The sequence below is a fragment of the Chromobacterium sp. CCUG 30098 genome (genome assembly GCF_059916605.1).
On sequence record NZ_JAUCGS010000016.1, the window covers coordinates 21,249 to 41,240 of the forward strand.

15 protein-coding genes are annotated in these 19,992 nt (G+C 65.4%); 6 read left to right on the forward strand and 9 right to left on the reverse strand.

Annotation, left to right across the window (positions count from 1 at the left end):
- Positions 1-149 precede the first annotated feature (149 nt).
- The 5 genes from pgi to zwf all read right to left on the reverse strand — a co-directional run bounded on the left by pgi (position 150) and on the right by zwf (position 5,991).
- A complete protein-coding gene (gene pgi, locus QUG03_RS22140) occupies positions 150-1,808 on the reverse strand; it encodes a glucose-6-phosphate isomerase (RefSeq protein ID WP_107801507.1) in 1,659 nt (552 codons plus the stop codon).
- Positions 1,809-1,813: 5 nt separating this feature from the next.
- Positions 1,814-2,665 carry a transcriptional regulator HexR gene (gene hexR / locus QUG03_RS22145; RefSeq protein WP_048415130.1) on the reverse strand — a complete coding sequence of 284 codons (852 nt, stop codon included), beginning with the start codon at positions 2,663-2,665 and terminating at the stop codon, positions 1,814-1,816.
- 4 nt (positions 2,666-2,669) lie between these two features.
- Positions 2,670-3,695: a glucokinase gene (locus QUG03_RS22150; RefSeq protein ID WP_500821008.1), complete on the reverse strand. Its 1,026-nt coding sequence runs from the start codon at positions 3,693-3,695 to the stop codon at positions 2,670-2,672.
- A complete protein-coding gene (gene pgl / locus QUG03_RS22155) occupies positions 3,676-4,353 on the reverse strand; it encodes a 6-phosphogluconolactonase (RefSeq protein WP_500821009.1) in 678 nt (225 codons plus the stop codon). Before pgl ends, QUG03_RS22150 begins: the two co-directional genes overlap by 20 nt.
- Positions 4,354-4,512: 159 nt before the next feature.
- Positions 4,513-5,991 carry a glucose-6-phosphate dehydrogenase gene (zwf, locus tag QUG03_RS22160; protein ID WP_500821010.1) on the reverse strand — a complete coding sequence of 493 codons (1,479 nt, stop codon included), beginning with the start codon at positions 5,989-5,991 and terminating at the stop codon, positions 4,513-4,515.
- A 254-nt stretch (positions 5,992-6,245) separates the two neighbouring features.
- Between zwf and edd the strand changes: the two genes are divergently transcribed.
- The 3 genes from edd (at position 6,246) to QUG03_RS22175 (ending at position 9,731) form a co-directional block, all read left to right on the forward strand.
- The gene (edd, locus tag QUG03_RS22165; RefSeq protein WP_488906840.1) at positions 6,246-8,096 is read left to right on the forward strand and encodes a phosphogluconate dehydratase; all 1,851 of its coding nucleotides are present in this window, start codon (positions 6,246-6,248) and stop codon (positions 8,094-8,096) included.
- Positions 8,097-8,098: 2 nt separating this feature from the next.
- Complete coding sequence (locus tag QUG03_RS22170) at positions 8,099-8,725, forward strand: bifunctional 4-hydroxy-2-oxoglutarate aldolase/2-dehydro-3-deoxy-phosphogluconate aldolase (RefSeq protein WP_048408066.1); 627 nt, start codon at positions 8,099-8,101, stop codon at positions 8,723-8,725.
- Positions 8,726-8,909: 184 nt separating this feature from the next.
- Positions 8,910-9,731, forward strand: coding sequence for an HDOD domain-containing protein (locus tag QUG03_RS22175; protein WP_500821011.1), 822 nt, complete (start codon positions 8,910-8,912; stop codon positions 9,729-9,731).
- A 66-nt stretch (positions 9,732-9,797) separates the two neighbouring features.
- Here QUG03_RS22175 and QUG03_RS22180 read toward each other — a convergent pair whose 3' ends face one another.
- Positions 9,798-11,705: a ribonuclease catalytic domain-containing protein gene (locus tag QUG03_RS22180; protein WP_500821012.1), complete on the reverse strand. Its 1,908-nt coding sequence runs from the start codon at positions 11,703-11,705 to the stop codon at positions 9,798-9,800.
- A gap of 113 nt (positions 11,706-11,818) precedes the next feature.
- Here QUG03_RS22180 and QUG03_RS22185 point away from each other — a divergent pair, with 113 nt between their 5' ends.
- Complete coding sequence (locus QUG03_RS22185) at positions 11,819-13,408, forward strand: GGDEF domain-containing protein (RefSeq protein ID WP_227106036.1); 1,590 nt, start codon at positions 11,819-11,821, stop codon at positions 13,406-13,408.
- Positions 13,409-13,574: 166 nt separating this feature from the next.
- Here the strand turns inward: QUG03_RS22185 and QUG03_RS22190 are convergent, their stop codons facing one another.
- The 3 genes from QUG03_RS22190 to argH form a co-directional block, all read right to left on the reverse strand.
- Complete coding sequence (locus tag QUG03_RS22190; protein WP_019103455.1) at positions 13,575-14,342, reverse strand: DeoR/GlpR family DNA-binding transcription regulator; 768 nt, start codon at positions 14,340-14,342, stop codon at positions 13,575-13,577.
- 120 nt (positions 14,343-14,462) lie between these two features.
- Positions 14,463-16,067: an EAL domain-containing protein gene (locus tag QUG03_RS22195; protein ID WP_227106035.1), complete on the reverse strand. Its 1,605-nt coding sequence runs from the start codon at positions 16,065-16,067 to the stop codon at positions 14,463-14,465.
- Positions 16,068-16,720: 653 nt separating this feature from the next.
- Positions 16,721-18,106 (reverse strand): argininosuccinate lyase, encoded by a 1,386-nt coding sequence (gene argH, locus QUG03_RS22200; protein WP_107801515.1) that lies wholly within the window; start codon positions 18,104-18,106, stop codon positions 16,721-16,723.
- Between the two features lie 159 nt (positions 18,107-18,265).
- Here argH and QUG03_RS22205 point away from each other — a divergent pair, with 159 nt between their 5' ends.
- Positions 18,266-19,258 (forward strand): sensor histidine kinase, encoded by a 993-nt coding sequence (locus QUG03_RS22205; RefSeq protein ID WP_227106033.1) that lies wholly within the window; start codon positions 18,266-18,268, stop codon positions 19,256-19,258.
- A gap of 145 nt (positions 19,259-19,403) precedes the next feature.
- Positions 19,404-19,982: a TMEM175 family protein gene (locus QUG03_RS22210; RefSeq protein WP_474455226.1), complete on the forward strand. Its 579-nt coding sequence runs from the start codon at positions 19,404-19,406 to the stop codon at positions 19,980-19,982.
- Positions 19,983-19,992 lie beyond the last annotated feature (10 nt).

Sequence of the window (19,992 nt, forward strand, 5' to 3'; positions counted from 1 at the left end):
GAGAAAGCGGAGCGCGCACAGGGCGCATGAGCATTTCGAGGCTGTTTTCAACGCCGTATCGCCGCCGCGCGGCAAATCGTGCACAGCGGGCGTGATCCAAACAAAACGCGAGGCCCAGGCCTCGCGTTTTCATTGGTCCGCCGTCCGGCTCAGCACTTGCAGTCGTCGGCGTTGACCTGGCGGTACAGCTCGATCAAACGGCGGGTGGAGCTGTCGTGCTCGGCGTGCTTGAGCTTGCCGGTCAGTTCCGCGTGTATGGTCTTGGCCAATTGCTTGCCCAGTTCCACGCCCCACTGGTCGAAGCTGTTGATGTGCCAGATCACGCCCTGAACGAAGATCTTGTGCTCGTACAGCGCGATCAGCGAACCCAGATTGCGCGGGTTCAAGCGGCTCATCAGCAAGGTGTTGGTGGGGCGGTTGCCGCCGAACACCTTGTGCGGCACCAGCGCTTCCAGCGCCTCGCCCTTGAGGCCCTGCTCCGCCAGCTCCGCGCGCACCTCGTCCGCGGTCTTGCCGCGCATGAAGGCCTCGGCCTGGGCGAAGACGTTGGCCAGCAGGATTTCATGGTGGCCGGGCAGGCTGGAGCAGTTCTGCACCGAGGCGATCAGGTCGATCGGCGAGATATGGGTGCCCTGGTGCAAAAGCTGGAAGAAGGCGTGCTGGCCGTTGATGCCGGTCTCGCCCCAGATGATGGGCGCGGTTTCGAAATTCACCGGCTGGCCGTCCAGCATCACCTGCTTGCCGTTGGACTCCATGTCCAGCTGCTGGATGAAGGCCGGCAGACGGTGCAGGTATTGATCGTAGGGCGCGATCACATGGCTGCCGCCGCCGTAGTAGTTGATGTACCAGACGCCTATCATGGCCAGCAGCACCGGCATGTTCTGCTCGAACGGCGCGTTTCTGAAATGCTGGTCCATGATGTGGGCGCCGTTGAGGAGTTCGGTGAAGTTCTCCTCGCCCAGATAGAGCATGATGGGCAGGCCGATGGCCGACCACAGGCTGTAGCGGCCGCCCACCCAGTCCCAGAATTCGAACATATTCGACGGGTCGATGCCGAAGTCCGCCACCGCCTTCTGGTTGGTGGACACCGCGACGAAGTGCTTGGCCACCGCGCTTTCATCGCGCGAGCGCTGCAAGAACCAGTCGCGCGCGGTCAGCGCGTTGGTCAGCGTCTCCTGGGTGGTGAAGGTCTTGGACTCCACCACGAACAGCGTGGTCTCGGAATGAACCTTTTTCAGCGTTTCCTTGAGCTGGGCGCCGTCCACATTGGAGACGAAGTGCATGTTCAGCCGCGGGTGGCCGAAGGGCTTGAGCGCGCTACAGACCATCAGCGGGCCCAGGTCCGAGCCGCCGATGCCGATGTTGACGATGTCGGTGATGGGCTGATTCGTATAGCCCAGCCATTCGCCGGAGCGCACCGCGTGGGCGAACTTGCCCATGCGCTCCAGCACCGAATTGACCTTGGGCATCACGTCTTCGCCGTCCACGTGGATGGGCGAATTGGTGCGGTTGCGCAAGGCCACGTGCAGCACCGCGCGGTTTTCGGTGCTGTTGAGCTTCTCGCCCTTGAACATGGCCTTGATCTTGGCCGGCAGCCCGGCTTCGCGCGCCAGCTGCATCAAGCCTTTCAGGGTGTCGTCGGTAATGCGGTTTTTGGAGTAATCGAGGAACAGGCCGCCCACCTCCAGCGCATAGCGCTCCGCCCGCTCCGGATCGGAGACGAACAAATCGCGCATGTGCTGGTGCTTGGCCTCGGCAAAATGGTCCCATAGTGCCTGCCAGGCCGGTAGTTCGGTCAGTTCGCTCATGATGGTCAATCCTCTTCGGTTTTGTTGTCCAGCCTTCGGTTCTTCAGGCTGTGCTTGGTTTTTTCCAGCTGGCTGATCAGACCCGGCCCGCGCTTGAGCGCCACGCTCACCGCCAGGATGTCGATCTGCACCAGATGCACGATGCGCGAAATCATCGGGCTATAGGTTTCATTGTCTTCCAGCGTGTCTGCGATCAAGGCCACGGTGGAGCGGCGCGCCAGCGGCGAACCGCTGGTAGTCAGCGCCACCACGCTGGCGCCGGCGGACAGCGCCACGTCCACGGCCTCCAGCAATTCCAGCGTGCGGCCGGAGCTGGAGATCGCCACCAGCACGTCGCCCGGGCCCAGCACCGAGGCCGCCATCATCTGGATGTGGGTGTCGGAATAGGCGACGGTGGGAATGCCGAAGCGGAAGAATTTGTGCTGGGCGTCCGCGGCGATGATGCCGGAGTTGCCCAGGCCGTAGAATTCGATGCGGCGCGCGTCGGTCAACAAGCGGACCGCGGATTCTATCGATTGCGGATTAACGTCGTTGCGGCACTTGAGCAGCGCGGACACGGTGTTGTCGAACACCTTGGCGACGATTTCCGAAGTCGGATCTTCCGGGCGCACGCTGGAATGCACATAGGGCACGCCGGTGACCAGGCTGCCGGCCAGCTTCAGTTTGAAGTCCGGCAGGCCGGAACAGCCCACGGTGCGGCAAAAGCGGATCACGGTGGGCTGGCTGACGCCGGCGTTCTTGGCGATGTCGGCCACCGCCGCCTGGATCACGGTGTAAGGCTGTTCCAGCACCAGCTCGGCCACTTTGCGCTCGGCCGAGGACAGGATCTCCAATTGGCTCCTGATACGTTCAAGCATGTATTTACTCTCCTGCCGCGCCGTCGTCAGGATGCGCCCGGAGTCGGGCGCGGGCGCTCGCCAGTTCGGCCGCCAGATGGGCGGCCACGCCCGGCAAAGCCGGGTAGGAGCTGACGATCAGATAGACCGGAATCGCGGCCAGATAGCCGGACATCCGTCCCTTATCCTCGAAGCGGCGGCGGAATGGTGATTGTTCAAAAAAACCGCGTAGACGCGGCACGATACCACCACCTAGATACACGCCGCCACGGGCGCCGAGATTCAGGGCCAGATTCGCCGCCGCGCCGCCCAGCATGCCGCAGAACACTTCCAGGGTTTCGCGGCAACGCGGGCAGGCGCCGGACAGACCGCGCGCGGTGACCTCGGCCGGGTCCAGCGCCGCGGCCGTTTCGCCGGCCCGCTCGCACAAGGCCTGATAAATCAAGGGGATGCCTGAGCCGGACAACAGACGCTCGGCGGACACGTGGCCGAAGCGCCGCATCGCGTAAAGCCAGATGTCGGCCTCGCGCTCGTCGAAGGGGGCGAAGCCGACGTGGCCGCCCTCGCCGGACAAGGGCGCATGGCCGCCCGGATAGGGAATCAGCGCCGACACGCCCAGGCCGGTGCCGGGGCCGATCAGCGCCAGCGGCGCGCCGGCTTCCGCCTCGCCGCCGCCGATGTGCAGCAGTTCGCTCGCCGGCAGATGCGGCAGGGCCAGCGCCAGCGCGGTGAAATCGTTGATCACCAACAGCGTGGTCAGGCCCAGCGCCTGGCGCGTGGCCTCGATGGAGAAGGCCCAATGGTGATTGGTCATCTGCACCCAGTCGCCCAGCACCGGGTTGGCGATGCCGAAAGCCGCGTGGGCGACCGCACGCGCACCGGCCAGGTCCAGATAGGCGCGCACCGCGTCCAGCAGCGTGGGATGGCCGGCGCAGGGCAGCACCTCGATGTCCTCGATCACGCCGGGCGCGGTCTCCAGCGCGAAGCGGGCGTTGCTGCCGCCGATGTCGGCCAGCAGCCGCGGCCATTGCTCAGGCAGACCAGTAGACATCCAGCTCCACCTTGTTCTGGGCCAGGAAATGGCTGATGGGCAACGCATCGCTGACGCCCTGGGCGGCGGCGTCCAGCACCTGACGCTTCTTGTCGCCCTGGATGGACAGGATCAGGCAGCCGGCGCGCAAGAGCGCGGCGTAACTCATCGACACCCGGCGGTGCGGCGCGGTCTTGGGCTCCACCGCCAGGAAGGCGGCGGCGGACGCCGGGTCCAGGCCGGCCGCCAGCTCGTCGGCGCCGGGGAACAGCGAAGCGGTGTGGCCGTCCTCGCCCATGCCCAGGATGGCGACGGTGGGCGGAACGAAAGCGGCGTTGGCGCGCGCCACGTCGGCGTCGATGTCCGCGGCGTCCCCGACCAGGGGCAGGAAGCGCGCCTCCACGGCGCGGTCGCGCAGCAAGTGGACGCGCACCAGCGCGGCGTTGCTGTCCGGATGGCTGTCCGGCACAAAACGCTCGTCCACCAGGGTGACGGTCACCTTGGACCAGTCTATCGCCATGGTGCTGAGCATATGGAAGAAGGGGATCGGCGATTTACCGCCGGACACCGCCAGCACGGCGGCGCCCTGGCTGGCGATGGCGGCGGACAAGCGCGAGGCCACGCTATTGGCCAGCGCGGTGGACTGTTGCTCGCTATCGGAGAATTCTACGCAGTTCATCAGCGGCGCTCCGCGGGTAAGAAGTGAAGGTCAAACACTGGTGCGGTCATCGTCGCGAGCGGCCCGAGGTCGAAGCGAGACGCGCAGCCGTACGGTAGTACGGCGAGCACCGCAGCATTCGAGGTCGGGACGCGCAGCAGATGGATGCCTCTATACGGCTCAGCATTCCTCGTGCCAGCCTATCCCATCGCGTGATAGTAAAGCGCTGGACGCCGCCGGGCCCCAGGTGCCGGCGGTGTACTGCTTGGGCGGCAGATTGCTGCTGCGGCTCCAGCTGTCCATGATGGGCTCCACCCAGCGCCAGGCCTCGATCAGCTCGTCGCGGCGCATGAACAGCGCCAGCTTGCCGCGGATCACGTCCAGCAGCAGGCGTTCGTAGGCGTCGGCGCGGCGCACTTTGAAGGCTTTATAGAAGTCCAGGTCGAGGTAGGCCGACTGCAGGCGCATATTGTCGCCCGGCTCCTTGGCCAGGAAGTACAGGCGGATGCTTTCTTCCGGCTGCAGGCGGATCACCAGCCGGTTGGCGGTGTGGCTGCCGCTCATCGGGCCGTTGAACAGCTGGTGCGGCACGTCGCGGAAGTTGATGACGATCTCGGCGACCCGCTCCTGCATCCGCTTGCCGGTGCGCAAGAAGAAAGGCACGCCGGCCCAGCGCCAGTTGTCGATCTCGGCCTTGAGCGCGACGAAGGTTTCGGTCTGGCTGTCGGCGGGGATGCCTTGCTCGTTCAGATAGCCGACCACCGGCTGGCCGCCGACGGCGCCGGCCTTGTACTGGCCGCGCACGGTCTTGGCCGCCACGTCCTGTTCGCTGAACGGGCGCAGGGCCTTCAACACCTTGAGCTTTTCGTCGCGCACCGCGTCGGCTTCCATATTGGCCGGCGGCTCCATCGCCACGATGCACAGCAGTTGCAACAGGTGGTTCTGCACCATGTCGCGCAGCGCGCCGGTGCCGTCGTAGAAGTCGCCGCGGCTGCCCACGCCCAGATCTTCGGAGATGGTGATCTGCACATCGTGTATCCATTCGCGCCGCCACAGCGGCTCGAACAGCGCGTTGGCGAAGCGGATCGCCATCAGGTTCTGCACCGATTCCTTGCCCAGGTAGTGGTCGATCCGGTACAGCTGCTCTTCCTTGAAGAAGCGCGCCACGTCGTCGTTGATCTCGTTGGAGGAATCCAGGTCGGTGCCCAGCGGCTTTTCCAGCACCACGCGCACATTGCCGCTATTGAGGCCCACCGCCGCCAGGTTCTCGCAGATGCCGGCGAACAGATTGGGCGCGGTGGCCAGATAACAGACCACCACGCGGTCGTCGTCGCCCTTGAGCTTGTCCGCCAGCGCCGGGAAATCCCGCGGCTGCGAGGCGTCCACTTTCAGGTATTCGATCCGCGCACAGAAGCTGTCCCAGGCGGCGGCGTCGAAATGGGCTTTGACGTGCTGGCGCGAGTTCTTCTCGACAAAGGCCAGGTAGTCGTCGCGGCTCAAGTCCTTGCGGCCCAGCGCCAGGATGCGGCCCTGCTGATTGAGCAGGCCGGCGGCGTGCGCCTGATACAAGGAGGGCAGCAGCTTGCGCATCACCAGATCGCCGGCGCCGCCGAACAAGACCATATCGAAGGCCGGGGTTGGCATAGTACGGGTATCCATCCTGATCTTCCATCTCGAGACGTTTGTAGATGTAGTTATATTACCACCAGCTTTTACCTTGTCCATGTCATCTCACTGACGCAGGCCGCTTTTGCAACACCTTTTGCCCCAAAGCAAACAATTCTCCCAATCGCAGCACTGGCGGGTGTTGCCTCGCGCCGCCGGGCGTATCATGGCGGGACGGCGCTGGAGCGCGTCTTGCATTTTGAGTGTAGTAAAACTACTATCAACCCACTTCAACACGGAACGTCATCATGGCCTTGCATTCCACCCTGTCCGCCGTTACCGAGCGCATCGTCAACCGGAGCCGGGCAACGCGCGCCGCCTACCTGGACCGCTTGCGCGCAGCAGCCCATCAGGGAAGGGTGGAGCGCTCGCAATTGTCGTGTACCAATTTGGCCCACGCCTTCGCCGCCATGCCCGACGGCATCAAGATACATCTAAAGGAAGAGCACCGCCCCAATCTGGCCATCGTCTCTTCCTATAACGACATGCTGTCCGCCCACCAGCCGCTGGAAACCTATCCGGCGCAGCTGAAGGAGGCGGCGCTGGCGGCCGGCGCCACCGCCCAGTTCGCCGGCGGCGTGCCGGCGATGTGCGACGGCGTGACCCAGGGCCAGCCGGGCATGGAGCTGTCCCTGTTCTCCCGCGACATCATCGCGATGAGCACCGCGGTGGCGCTGTCCCACCAGATGTTCGACGCCGCGCTGTATCTGGGCGTGTGCGACAAGATCGTGCCCGGCCTGCTGATAGGCGCGCTGTCCTTCGGCCACCTGCCGGCGGTGTTCGTTCCCGCCGGTCCGATGACCACCGGCATCGCCAACGATGAAAAAGCCAAGGTGCGCCAGTTGTACGCCGAAGGCAAGGTGGGCCGCGACGCGCTGCTGGAATCCGAATGCCAGTCCTACCACGGCCCCGGCACCTGTACCTTCTACGGCACCGCCAACTCCAATCAGATGCTGATGGAGATCATGGGCCTGCACCTGCCCGGCGCCGCCTTCGTCAACCCGGGCACCCCGCTGCGCGAGGCGCTGACCCGCGCCGCCGCCCATCAGGCGGCCAAGATCGCCGCCCAGGGCAAGGCCTTCACCCCGGTGGGCGAGATGATAGACGAGAAGTCCATCGTCAACGCCATCGTCGGCCTGCTGGCCACCGGCGGCTCCACCAACCACACCATGCACATCGTCGCCATCGCCCGCGCCGCCGGCATCGATGTGAACTGGGACGATTTCGACGAGCTCTCCGCCGTCGTGCCGCTCTTGGTCCGCGCCTACCCCAACGGCAAGGCCGACGTGAACCACTTCCACGCCGCCGGCGGCATGGGCTTCGTGATCCGCGAACTGCTGTCCGCCGGCCTGCTGCACGAGGACGTGGGCACCGTAGCCGGCCGCGGCCTGTCTCGCTACGCGCAGGAACCGTGGCTGGATCAGGGCGAACTCAAATGGCGGGACGCGCCCGCCGACAGCGGCGACGACAGCGTGCTGCGCACCGCCGCCGACCCCTTCTCCGCCGACGGCGGCCTCAAGCTGCTGTCCGGCAAGCTGGGCCGCGCAGTGATCAAGGTGTCCGCGGTCAAGCCGGAACACCGGGTGGTGGAAGCGCCGGCGCTGATCTTCCACGACCAGAACGACATGCTGGCGGCGTTCAAGCGCGGTGAGCTGGAAAAAGACTTCATCGCGGTGATCCGCTTCCAGGGCCCGCGCGCCAACGGCATGCCGGAACTGCACAAACTGACCCCGGCCCTGAGCATTTTGCAGGAGCGCGGCTTCAAGGTGGCCCTGGTCACCGACGGCCGCATGTCCGGCGCCTCCGGCAAGGTGCCGGCCGCCATCCACGTCTCGCCGGAAGCCCTGTCCGGCGGACCGATCGGCAAGGTGCGCGACGGCGACCCGGTGCGGCTGGACGCCAATAGCGGCGAGTTGACCGTGCTGGTGGACGAGGCCGAATGGGCCGCGCGCGAACCGGCGCAGGCCGACCTGACGCATAATGATTTTGGCATGGGACGGGACTTGTTCGCGGTGTTCCGTTCGGTGGCCGACCACGCCGAAGCCGGCGCCACCAGCTTCCGCCATCCCGACTTCCACCCCGCTTCTTGGAGAAAATGAATATGGACGCATTGACCCTGCTGCGCCAAGGCCCGGTTGTTCCGGTGATCATCGTCAACGACGCGGCCGTGGCCGTTGAGCTGGCCCAGGCGCTGGTGGCCGGCGGCGTGCGCGTGCTGGAAGTGACGCTGCGCACCAAGGCCGCGCTGGCGGCGATGCGCCGCATGCGCGACGAAGTGCCGGGCGCCATCGTCGGCGCCGGCACGCTGCGCACCCGCGCCCACGTGGAAGCCGCCATCGACGCCGGCGCGCAGTTCGGCGTCAGCCCCGGCTTCACCCCGGAGCTGGGCGCCGCCGCCCGCGCCGCCAATCTGACGCTGATTCCCGGCATCGCCACCCCGTCCGAGGCGATGCGCGCCCAGGACGAGGGCTTCACCATCCAGAAGCTGTTCCCGGCCGAGGCCGTGGGCGGCGTCAAGCTGCTCAAATCGCTGGCCAGCCCGTTCTCCGATCTGCGCTTCTGCCCCACCGGCGGCATCGACATCAAGAAAGCGCCGGAATACCTGGCGCTGCCCAATGTGCTGGCCGTGGGCGGCAGCTGGCTGACTCCGGACGACGCCATCGCCAACCGCGATTGGGACCGCATCACCCAGCTGGCCTTGGAAGCGAGCCAGCTGCACAGGAATTAAACGACGTTGCTTCTTTACAGGGCCTCCCGGCCCTGTTTTTTTTGGCGGGCCGCCCGCCGCCGGCCCGCCCCTGTCCGGTTTTGTCCTTCCTTTCCCCCGCCAATTGCCTAAGCTCAAGAAGCAGGACTTCATCGCCTGCCGGCCCACGCCCGCGCCGGCGACGGCTCACCTATTGGAGACCCCTATGCAAGTGGCGGAAATATTTGAAAAAGCGTCGGGCAAACTGCCCATGGTGCCCAAAGTGGTCCAGGAGCTGGTGGCCAGTTTTCACCGCACCGACGTGAACATCGATGAAATTACCGACAAGGTGGGACATGACCAGGTGCTGACCGCGCGCGTGCTGCGGCTGGCCAATACCGCGCGCTTCGGCGGCAGCCGGCGCGTGGGCTCTCTGGACGACGCCATCATCCTGCTCGGCTTCGACAACCTCAGGGTGCTGGTGATCGCCTCCGGCGTCACCGGCGCCACGCTGGGCATCCAGGGCTTCGACATGAAGGCGTTCTGGCAGCGCAGCTTCGCGATGGCCAACGCCGCCAAACGGCTGGCCAAGCTGGCCCGGCTGGACCCGCAGCTGGGCTATACCTGCGGCCTGCTGTCCAATATCGGCGAACTGGTGCTCTATGTGGCGGTGCCGGAACAGGCGCTGCAGATAGACCGCATCGTCGCCGGCGGCGCCGATCGGGTGGCCACCGAACGCATGCTGCTGGGCATGGACCTGACCGAGGTGGGGGCCGAGCTGGCGCGGCGCTGGAATTTCCCGGACGAGATCCAGGAAGCCATCTTCAACCAGCACGATCTGCTGAACGAGGAAGTGTCGCCGTTCGCGCTGCTGATCGGCCTGGCCTCCTTCATGACCTCCGGCTTCAACCACGACATGAGCGAGGAAGACATGCTGGCGACCTTGCCGGTCAGCGTGATGGAGCGCGCCGGCCTGCCGCGCGAGGGGCTGGCGGAGGCGCTGCCGGAGTTGCGCGAGGCCTGCACCGCGCTGGACGAGATGTTCTAAGCGCCGTCCAGCCAGACGCAAAAAAGGCGGCCTAAGCCGCCTTTTCGCGTTTCTCGCACTGCGGACTCAACCGGCCTGGCCGTCCGCCTCGCTCGCCTCCGCTTCGGACGCCTCGTCCTCAGCGGCGTCGACATGGCCGAGCACCCCGACGCAGCGCAGCTCGATCTCCTGCATCAGCTCGTCGATGCGGATCACCGCCAGCTGGATGCGGTCGCCGCGCGCCAGCTCCGGCAGGCCCGGGATGCGCACCCGCATCGGCAGGCCGTCGATGCGCACCAAGTCCTCCTTGATGAAGGCGGCGGTGGGATCGGACACGCCTTCCTGGCTGAACCAGCGCAGGCACCAGAAATGCTCCATCCGGTCCTGAAAGCCCAGGTAGGCGGAGTAAGTGGTGTCGAAATCGCGCAGGATGGCGAACAACATCGCGTCGCCCTGCTCGAACTGCGGCTTCTCGCCGCGGATCATCGACATCAGCTGGCGCTGGTTGATGAAGTCGGTGGCGCGACGCAGCGGCGACGTGGCCCACGCGTATTGAGCCACGCCCAAGCCGGTGTGCGGCTCGGGCCGCGTGGTCATCCTCACCTTGCCCATGCTTTGCGCGCGGTACATGCCGGGGATGTCGGCCTCGGCCAGCATCCGGCCCCACTCGCTGTTGGCCAGAATCATCAGTTCGGACACCAGCTTGTCCATCGGCGCGCCGCGCTTGCGCAAGGTGATCAGCACCTTGCCGTCGACCACGTCGAAGTTGTAATCCATCTGCACCGGCCGGGTCGGGTCGTATTTGCCGCGGCGCTTCTCCAGCGCCTCGGCGAACTGCCAGAACCAGATCAGTTCCTGCTTGAACGGATAGTCCACGCCCGGATCGCAAGCCAGCGTCTCTTCGTTGAAGAACTGCTCCAGCGCGGCGTGGCGCAGGTTGGCAGCGATATGCACCTTCTCGATGCGGTTCTCGTAGGCCACCGGCTCGAACTCAGGCGTCACCTCCACGTAGAGGCTGAGCGCCGGGCAGTCGTGCCCTTCCTTGAGGGTGAACATCTCCACCAGATCGTCCGGCAGCATGGTGATCTTGTCGCCGGGGAAATACACGGTGGACAGCCGGGACAGCAGCAGCTTTTCCAGCGGCGAGCCTATCTCTATGCCCAGCGACGGCGCGGCGATGTGGATGCCGACGCGCTTGTTGCCGTTGGGCAAATCCTGCACCGACAAGGCATCGTCGATCTCGGTGGTGTTGGCGTCGTCAATGGAGAAGGCGCGCACCGGCGACAGCGGCAGCTCTTCCGGCAGCGTGGGCAGTTCGTACTTGCCGAAGCCGCGGCCCTTGGGGAAGAACTCCAGCATGAAGCCGGCCATCAGATAGTCCGGCACCGAAGAGATGCCGCCCACCTTGTCCGCCAGCCGCAGCGGCGGCAGGCTCAGCTCGCGCGAGGCCTGGTCGAAGGCCTTGAACTCCAGCGTGTTCTTGTCGGGTTTCCACAACAAGGTCATCAGCTGGCCGCGGATCGCCTCCGGCAGCTGGCCGGTTTTCAGCTCCGCCACCCACTGGTCGATCTGCTCCTGCTCGCGTTTCTTGCGCTCCAGCCCGGCCAACGCCGCCTTCAGCGCGTCTTCCGGCGCCTTCTTGTAGCGGCCCTTGCCTTTTTTGTAGAAATACATCGGCGCGCCGTACAGCCGCGACACGATGGCGGCGGCCTCGGCCGCCGACGGCGCGCGGCCCCAGTAATCGGCCGCCAGCGCCTCATAGCCGAACTCGTCGTCCGGGCAGCATTCCCACAGGAAATCCAGGTCAATATCCGCGGCAAGTTGCTCTACCATGGGCAGAAAATCGCCCAATGCGGAGCTAAACTCCAGAAAAACATTCGCCGCCTTGATCTTGGCGCGCTTGCCATGCTGGGTATCCACTTGCAGACTAGCGTCATTGCGCGAAACGATGCTGCCGACCTTAAAGCCGCCGCTCTCTTCGTAAAAAACGTTCATTAAAAATTTTTGCCAGGCCGTTGCAATCCAACGGCGGATTATAACAGCGCGCCTCAGGCGCGGCTTCAGAACTTGAATATTGGACGACCGGGTCCACCGGGGAATACTTGATCATGTCGCAACATCAGGCTTTCAAACAACGTGTGCATCTGGCACAGGAAATCGATCGCATCGGCCACCTGCTCGTCACCCGCTGGGAGCGGCCGCTGGCCGCCCACCTGCTGTCGCTTATCCTGCGGCTGGAGGACATGGTGCGCGAGCAGGACCTCAACGAAATCACCGGGGAAATCCAGACCCTGTCGCGGCTGCTGCAAGGCTGGATCCAGCAACCGCAGACCGCGCCGTCGGAAAGCGAGCGCTACAACCGGCTGCGCCACCACCTGGGCCTGGTCAGCCAGCTGGGCATGATGGAGCGCAAGGACGGCCTGCCGGAGATCGACTACGACGCCCTGCTGGGCGGCGGCCTGGTCACCCTCTATCTATGGCTGCCGCAAGACGTGGACGCCACGCCGCTGATCCAGCAGCTGTCCTGCTACGGCATCCACGCCAAAGTGATCCAGCAGGCGGCCAAGCTGGCCCAGGCGCTGCAGGACAAGGCGCCGGAAGCGGTGGTGGCTTTCACCGAGTTCGCCGCCAACGACCCCATCCTTTTGCTGGCCCCCACCATCAGCAGCATCTGTCCGCTGATCCTGACCTCGCCGCTGCACGATTTCCAGGCGCGGCTGGCGGCGGTGCGCGCCGGCGCCGGCAGCCTGCTGGACTGGCCGCTGCAAGCGCATCAGCTGATTGACCAGCTGAGCTTCAGCGATCTGGGCGAGAAGCGCGAGCCCTTGCGCGTGCTGATCGTCGAGGACATGGAATCGCTGGCCGGGCTCTACTCCAGCGTGCTCAACGCCCAGGGGGTGGAAACCCGCGAGGAGACCCAGCCGGAACGGGTGCTGGACATGATAGAGCAGTTCCGCCCCGACCTGATCCTGATGGACATGTACATGCCGCAGTGCAGCGGCATGGAGCTGGCCAAGGTGATCCGCCAGCAGCGGCTGCTGGACGGCATCCCGGTGGTGTTCCTGTCGGTGGAAAAACGCCAGGCGGTGCAGCTGGACGCGCTGACCCTGGGCATAGACGGCTTCCTGACCAAGCCGGTGGCGCCGGAGGAGTTGATCGTCACCGTGATCAACCGCGCGCGCCGCTACCGCAAGCTGCGCTCCTACATCATCAACGACAGCCTCACCGGCCTGCTCAACCACTCCCATCTGCACGGCCAGCTGGAGTACGGCATCCAGCGCGCGCGCCGCGATCAGCGGCCGCTGTCGCTGGCGATGCTGGACCTGGACTTCTTCAAGACCATCAACGACAGCCACGGCCATCCGGCCGGCGATGAGCTGCTGATCAATCTGGCGCGCTTCCTCAAGGAACGGCTGCGCAGCAGCGATCTGGTGGGCCGCTACGGCGGCGAGGAGTTCGCCATCGTGCTGCCCGGCACCCATCAGACGCAGGCGCGCGAGCTGATGGACCAGCTGCGCCAGGACTTCAGCCAGATAGAGCAGCGCGCGCCGGACGGCGACTTCCGCCAGACCTTCAGCGTGGGCATCAGCTCGCTGGACACCGCCGCCAGCAGCACCGAGCTGGTGCGCCAGGCCGACGAAATGCTGTACCGGGCCAAGGCCAACGGCCGCAACCGGGTGGAGATCATGCAGGACTGAGCCCCGCCGCCGGGCCCCCGCCCGGACGCGAAAAAGCCCGGACCACCGAGAGGTTCCGGGCTTTTTTTCGGGCGCGGCGCTCAGCGCCGCATCCAGGACGCCTGTTGACGATACGCGTGCTCAAAACCTGTTAACGCCGTATCGCCGAAGCGGCTTTGGAAGCGTCTCAGGCCTCGGTCAGCACCAGGCGCACGCCCTGCTCTTCCAGCAGCTTGGTCACCGGCTCCGGCGGCAGCGCGTCGGTGAACACGGTGTGGAACTCGCTGATGTGTCCCATGCGCACCAGGGCGTTGCGGCCGAACTTGCTGTGGTCCGCCGCCAGGTAGCGGTGACGGGCGTTGGACATCATCGCCTGCGCCACCCGCACCTCGCGGTAATCGAAGTCCAGCAGCGAGCCGTCCGGCTCGATGCCGGACACGCCGATGATGGCGTAATCCACCTTGAACTGGTTGATGAAGTCCAGCGTGGCCACGCCGGTGATGCCGCCGTCGGACGCGCGCACCGTGCCGGAGGTGATCATCACCGTGAAATCCGGATTGGTGGACATGATGGAGGCGACGTGGATGTTGTTGGTGATCACCCGCAAACCCTTGTGCGTGCTGGTCAACGCCTGGGCCACCGCCTCTATGGTGGTGCCTATGCTCATGAACAGCGAGGCGTGATCGGGAATGCTGCTGGCGATCATGTCCGCGATATGCGCTTTTTCGCTCTGGAATTTTCCTTTGCGCGCGAAATAGTCCTCATTCTCCACGCTGCTGCCCAGGGCGGCGCCGCCGTGGTAGCGGCGCAACAGATTGGCCTCGCACAGCTGGTTGATATCGCGGCGAATGGTTTGCGGGGTGACATCGAGCAGTCTGGCCAACTCTTCGATCGGCATGAAGCCGTTTTCGCGGACCAGCTGCAGAATCTTGTCGTGACGGGGTGAGCGGCTCATAACTATTCGGAATCGAAAATCACGTCACTTTAGTAACATATTTTGCGGGTCAGCGGCAAACAGAACCACTATTCCGGCTTGATATCGGCCAATAGTGTTCGTTTATTGCGTATTTTTTGCTCAGGAGACCGGCTGGCCCTCGGTCAGCGGCGGACGCCCCCACAGAAAATCGCGCAGCTGTTCCAGCGGCATCGGCCGCGCCAGCAGATAGCCTTGCAGATAATGCACGCCGCTTTGCTGCAGATAGGCGCGCTGCTGTTCGGTTTCCACGCCCTCGGCCACCATGGAGATGCGCAGCTGCTTGGCCAGGTCGATGATCATCTCCAGGATGCGGTTGGCGATGGAGTCGCTGCCTATCGCCGCCACGAACACCCGGTCTATCTTCAGATGATCGGCGTGAATGCGGTTGAGCTCGGCCAGGCTGCTGTGGCCGGTGCCGAAGTCGTCGATGGCGATCTGCACCCGCATCCGCCGCAGCGCGGCCATCACCTGCTGGCTTTGCGGCGTCACCCGGATGGGCTCGCGCTCGGTCACTTCCAGCACCAGCCGCGGCGGCGTCTTCGGGAAGTGTCGCAAAAACGCCTGACAGTCCTCCACCAGTTGCGCATGCTGCAGATGGCTGGGCGACAGATTCAGCGCCACGAAAAAGCGATCGGGCAAGGGCAGCGACGCCATGTCGGCGGCCACCCGCCGCATCAGATAGCGGGTGATCTGGATGATCATGCCGGAGGCCTCCGCCACCGGGATGAACAGATCCGGCGGCGTCAGCCCCTGACGCGGATGCTGCCAGCGCAGCAACACCTCCACCCCCATGCAGCGGCGGCCGCAGGCGTCGAACACCGGCTGGTAGTAAGGCAGGAACTCCTGATTGCGCAAGGCCAGCAGGATTTCCCCGCTGACCGAGCCGCGCTTGCGCAGATAACCCAGCAGCAGGACCGCGCCGACCACGCCCACCGGCAGCAACAAGAGCAGGGCGCGCAGCAGACGCGCCGACGCGCCGCGCCACAGGTAGTCGGCGTCCACCCAGCTGTGCACCGCCAGCGGAAAGCGCTCCGAAGCCGCGATCACCCGCAGCACCGCGCTGGCCGGCACCTCGGCGGCGCCCGGCAATGTTGACTGCACCGCCTCCTTGTGATTCAGCACCAGCAGCGAACCGCTGTGGCCGTCGTCGGCCTGCCAGGGCAGCAGAGGGCTGAAATAGGCCAGCTCCACGCTGGCGACGACGGCCTGCCCCCGCTCCCCCAGCAAGGTGCGCATCAGGAAGGGACGCTTGGGGTACAAGGGGCCGGAGTCCAGACGGTAGATCAGCTGCTGCGGCGCCGACGGGGTGAAGGGCAGATCCGAGTACTGCGCGCCCAGCACCGAGGTGCAGTACAGGCGGCGGCCGTCCATCAGCCCCAGCGAGCGGATATAGGGATCGAAGGCCGCCAGCGACACCAGCTTGCCGCGCGCCTGCGGGCAGGGCTGGCCGGCCAACGGCGCGGCCTCCCGCAATGAGCGGTCCACCTGGCTGAACACCCGGTCCACCGAATTGACCGCGCGCCCCGCCGCGCTTTGCAGCTGCGCCTGCACGTCCAGCTGGTAGCGGTTCCAGGTCAGGGGCAGGCCTATCACCGCCGGCAACACGGCCACCAGCAAGACCAAGGCCCATTCCGCGGCGTTGAGGCTGCCGCGGAATTGATTGCCTCGGCTGATCAGGTGACGGAAGCGATGGCGACAAAACACATTGTTCCCCGGCGTGACTGAGTGACTGTAATGACAAGAAGCGGCCCCGCGTCCGGCCATGGCGGCGCGCGCCAATCCGCGGCACGGCTGGCGCTGGCGAGAACAGCATGGATAGACGGGGACTGCCAGGATGAGGGATAGGCGGGCGTTGCCGCGCCGTCCCTTGGAACCTGTTTACGATCTGCCGCGCGCCGTGAGACGCGACACGGTGAGCAGCGCTTCGAAACACTCATGCACCACGTGTGCATTCCGCTTTCTCAACCGCAACGCCTGGTCTCGCTCTGGCTCGCTGGATCGTAAACACGTTCTTGGAGAAATTTGGAAAACCAGCCGCGCGGCGTGTCGGCCGCCGTCGCGATTTTTCGAAGCTCCCGCAAGTCTGGCGCTAAAGATAACGGTTTAGCCGGAGACAGAAAAGCTAATTAGAAAGATTTATTTAATAAAATGTCTTTGATTGACTGTTGTTTGATATAAATTGCCGCAATCGGCAGGCCCCCAAACAAGAACAGGCCGCGCGCCACCGGGATGGCGGGGCGCGGCCTGACGGCCATCAAAGGCCTATTCAAAGGCTTGCGGGCAAGAGCGAGACGGAGCGGCGCTCCGCGCGCCGCATCTCAGGAAGCGCAGCCGACCTTGAACAGGTTCTAAGGGGCTTAACGCGGCTGCAGGCGTTGACGATGGCGCTCGATCTGCAAGCGCACCTGGCGCGGCGCGGTGCCGCCCACATGGTCGCGCTGCGCCAGACTGCCTTCCGGGCTCAGCACCGCGAACACGTCCTCGTCGATCAAGGGCGAGAACTCGCGCAGCTTGGCCAGCGACAGGTCGGCGATGTCCACGCCCTGCTGCTCCGCGTGGCGCACCGTCAGCGCCACCACCTCGTGGCTGTCGCGGAAGGGCACGCCCTTCTTCACCAGGTAGTCGGCCAGATCGGTAGCGGTGGCGAAGCCTTGCAGCACCGCCGCGCGCATCGCCTCCGGCTTGACGGTGACGCCGCGCATCATGTCGGCGTAGATGCGCAGGGTGTCGATCAAGGTGTCCGCGGTGTCGAACAGCGGCTCCTTGTCCTCCTGGTTGTCCTTGTTGTAAGCCAGCGGCTGCGCCTTCATCAGCGTCACCAGCGCGATCAGGTGGCCCACCACGCGGCCGGACTTGCCGCGCACCAGCTCCGGCACGTCCGGGTTCTTCTTCTGCGGCATGATGGAACTGCCGGTGCAGAAGCGGTCGGCGATGTCGATGAAGCCGACGCGCGGGCTCATCCACAGGATCAGCTCCTCGGACAACCGCGACAGATGCACCATCACCAGGCTGGCGGCGGCGGTGAATTCAATCGCGAAGTCGCGGTCGGACACCGCGTCCAGCGAGTTGTGGCAGACATCGTCGAAACCCAGCAGCTGGGCGGTGTAATGACGGTCTATCGGGAAGGTGGTGCCGGCCAGCGCCGCCGCGCCCAAGGGCAGGCGGTTGACGCGCTTGCGACAGTCGCTCATGCGTTCGGCGTCGCGCGCCAGCATTTCCACATAGGCCAGCATGTGGTGGCCGAAGGTCACCGGCTGCGCCACCTGCAAATGGGTGAAGCCGGGCAGCACGGTTTCGGCGTGCTGCTCGGCCAGGTCCAGCAGGCTGTGCTGCAACTCGCCGATCAGGCCGACGATGGCGTCGATCTGCGCGCGCAGCCACAGGCGGATGTCGGTGGCCACCTGGTCGTTGCGGCTGCGGCCGGTGTGCAGGCGCTTGCCGGCGTCGCCGATCTTGTCGGTCAGCCGGCGCTCCACGTTCATGTGCACGTCTTCCAGATCCACGCTCCACTCGAAGCGGCCGGCGCGGATATCGTCCAGCACTTCGCCCATGCCTCGTCGGATCGCTGCCAGGTCTTCGGCGGACAGAACGCCGGCGCGCTGCAACATGGCGGCGTGGGCCAGCGAGCCCTCGATGTCGAATTCGGCCAGTCGTCGGTCGAAATCCACCGAAGCGGTGTATTTCTTGACGAGTTCGGATACCGGCTCCGAGAAACGGCCGGACCAGGCGTGTTGATCTTGCATGGCGATGCTTTCTACGATGGCTGCGGACGAAAAACTTGGCGAAACTCCGGGGGCGCGCGGCGCCGCCGGGAATCCCCTACTATGCCAGCGGCGAGCGCCTTCGGCCAGTGCGGGTTTTCCTTGCTATGATGCGGCTATCCTATTTCCGGCCGCGCCCTCATGCCGCTACCGCCCCCGTCCGACCTGCCCGACTACCGCAACCTGGGCGTGCTGCTGCGCGCCTTGCTGCTGCTCGGCCTGTTCCTGCTGGGCGGCCTGTTGCTGGACGACGGCGGCGAGCCGCTGCCCTGGCGGCTGCTGCGCCTGTCCAGCCTGCTGGTGCCCGGCGCCTTGCTAAGCCTGGGCCTGCTGGCCTTGCTGGGCCGCCGCCTCTACCGCGGCCGGCGCGTGACGCTGAGCGCCGCCGCCATCTGCCTGCTGTCCTTTGCCTTCTGCGGCCGTCTGCTCAACCCGCTGGCGCCCATGCCCTGGGGCCAGGTGCTGCTGGCCGGCGCGGTGGGCGGGCTGATGCAGCATTACCTCAATCTGCGCGCGCGCGCCTTGTCCCCGGCGCTGTCGGAGGCGCGGCTGATCGCGCTGCAGGCGCGCATCCGCCCGCATTTCCTGTTCAACAGCCTCAACGCCGCCATCGCGCTGATCGGCAAGCAGCCGGACAAGGCGGAAATGGTGCTGGAAAACCTGGCCGATCTGTTCCGCGCCCAGCTGGGCGATCCAGCGCGGCAATCCACGCTGGGCCGCGAAATCGAACTGGCGGCGATGTATCTGGCGATCGAGGCCGAACGGCTGGGCGCGCGCCTGCAAGTGAGCTGGGACGTGCAAGCCCCGCTGGACGCGGCGCTGCCGCCGCTGATCCTGCAGCCGCTGGCGGAAAACGCGGTGTTCCACGGCATAGAACGGCTGGCCGACGGCGGCGAAATCCGCATCCAGGCGCGCCAGCTAGAACATCAGCTGGAGCTGACGCTGAGCAATCCGGTCAATCCGGAGCCGGCGGCGGCCGCGCCCGGCCACCACATGGCGCTGGACAATCTGGCCGAGCGGCTGGAGCTGTATTTCGACGCCGAGGCCTCGCTCAGCGCCCGGCTGGACGGCGAACGCTTCATCACCCGCATCCGCCTGCCTTATCGCCCGGCGCCGGCCCAGCGGCCGGGCTAAGAACCTGTTGACGATCTGCTGCGCGTCGCGGAGCGTTGCGCGGTGAGTACGCCTTGTCCCGCCCTTGCTCGCCCGATCGTAAACACGCTCTGAAAGCCGTCTATACTGACCCCATCATCCACTTGAAACAGCTGATAGGGACATCATGGGAAAGAACCGGCTGGAAGCCTTCAGCGACGGCGTGCTCGCCATCATCATCACCATCATGGTGCTGGAACTGAAAGTGCCGCACGACACCAGCTGGACGGCGCTGCAAGACCGTTGGCCGGTCTTTCTCAGCTATGTGCTCAGCTTCCTCTACGTGGGCCTGTACTGGAACAACCACCACCACTTCTACCACGCCATCCAGCGCGTGGACGGCCGCGTGCTGTGGGCCAATCTGCACCTGCTGTTCTGGCTGTCGCTGATTCCCTTCGTCACCGGCTGGATGGGGGAAAACCACTTCGCCCCGCTGCCGCTGGCCCTGTACGGCGTGGTGTTGCTGATGTGCGCGCTGGCCTGGTGGCTGATGCAGCAATCGCTGCTGTGCCTGCCCGGCAACCGCACCCGGCTGTCCGAGGCCTTGGGCAAGGACATCAAGGGCAAGATCTCCCCGCTGTGCTATCTGATCGGCATCGCCGCCGCCTTTTACTGGGAATGGCTGTCCGCGGCGATGTATGTGCTGATGGCCCTGATCTGGCTGGTGCCGGACCGCCGCATAGAACGACTGCTGGCGGAGAAATGAGGACGTCTTC

Coding starts and splice junctions, on each gene's coding strand:
- pgi (WP_107801507.1), bottom strand. CDS start 1,808: ATGAGCGAACTGACCGAACTACCGGCCTGGCAGGCACTATGGGACCAT.
- hexR (WP_048415130.1), bottom strand. CDS start 2,665: ATGCTTGAACGTATCAGGAGCCAATTGGAGATCCTGTCCTCGGCCGAG.
- QUG03_RS22150 (WP_500821008.1), bottom strand. CDS start 3,695: ATGTCTACTGGTCTGCCTGAGCAATGGCCGCGGCTGCTGGCCGACATC.
- pgl (WP_500821009.1), bottom strand. CDS start 4,353: ATGAACTGCGTAGAATTCTCCGATAGCGAGCAACAGTCCACCGCGCTG.
- zwf (WP_500821010.1), bottom strand. CDS start 5,991: ATGGATACCCGTACTATGCCAACCCCGGCCTTCGATATGGTCTTGTTC.
- edd (WP_488906840.1), top strand. CDS start 6,246: ATGGCCTTGCATTCCACCCTGTCCGCCGTTACCGAGCGCATCGTCAAC.
- QUG03_RS22170 (WP_048408066.1), top strand. CDS start 8,099: ATGGACGCATTGACCCTGCTGCGCCAAGGCCCGGTTGTTCCGGTGATC.
- QUG03_RS22175 (WP_500821011.1), top strand. CDS start 8,910: ATGCAAGTGGCGGAAATATTTGAAAAAGCGTCGGGCAAACTGCCCATG.
- QUG03_RS22180 (WP_500821012.1), bottom strand. CDS start 11,705: ATGAACGTTTTTTACGAAGAGAGCGGCGGCTTTAAGGTCGGCAGCATC.
- QUG03_RS22185 (WP_227106036.1), top strand. CDS start 11,819: ATGTCGCAACATCAGGCTTTCAAACAACGTGTGCATCTGGCACAGGAA.
- QUG03_RS22190 (WP_019103455.1), bottom strand. CDS start 14,342: ATGAGCCGCTCACCCCGTCACGACAAGATTCTGCAGCTGGTCCGCGAA.
- argH (WP_107801515.1), bottom strand. CDS start 18,106: ATGCAAGATCAACACGCCTGGTCCGGCCGTTTCTCGGAGCCGGTATCC.
- QUG03_RS22205 (WP_227106033.1), top strand. CDS start 18,266: ATGCCGCTACCGCCCCCGTCCGACCTGCCCGACTACCGCAACCTGGGC.
- QUG03_RS22210 (WP_474455226.1), top strand. CDS start 19,404: ATGGGAAAGAACCGGCTGGAAGCCTTCAGCGACGGCGTGCTCGCCATC.